This window comes from Vibrio sp. 1069 (assembly GCF_033340555.1).
Genome location: NZ_JAWOWP010001052.1, coordinates 1 through 500, shown reverse-complemented (window position 1 = coordinate 500; position 500 = coordinate 1). Strand labels below are relative to the sequence as shown.

Here is a 500-nt window from a genome sequence, read left to right as displayed (position 1 = left end):
AACGTGATTGAGTTGGCCGATTTCCTTATTCAAGATTTTGGTTCGCTTAGGCAGCTGTTCTCTGCTTCAGAACAAGAGTTTTGTCAGCATAAAGGGTTAGGGCAGGCCAAATATGTGCAATTGCAAGCGGTGTTAGAAATGACTCAGCGATATTTGGCGGAAACCCTCAAGCGTGGCGACGCCTTAACCAGCCCTGAGCAAACTAAATTATATCTCTCCTCTATATTAAGAGACCGCCAAAGAGAGGCTTTTTACATTCTTTTCCTCGATAACCAACACCGAGTAATAAAAGATGAGATTTTATTCGAAGGAACCTTGGATGCTGCATCAGTTTACCCTAGAGAAGTAGTAAAAAGAGCCCTGCACCACAACGCGGCTGCTTTGATTTTGGCGCATAACCACCCGTCCGGTGTCGCCGAGCCAAGCCAGGCAGACCGCAGGATTACAAGGCGATTAATTGATGCGTTGGCGCTGGTGGATATTCGTATTTTGGACCATTT

1 protein-coding gene is annotated in these 500 nt (G+C 46.0%); it reads left to right on the top strand.

Annotated elements, in window-relative coordinates; genetic code table 11:
• A partial coding sequence (gene radC, locus R7040_RS30550) for a RadC family protein (RefSeq protein WP_318098203.1) occupies positions 1-500 on the top strand: 500 nt, incomplete at both ends.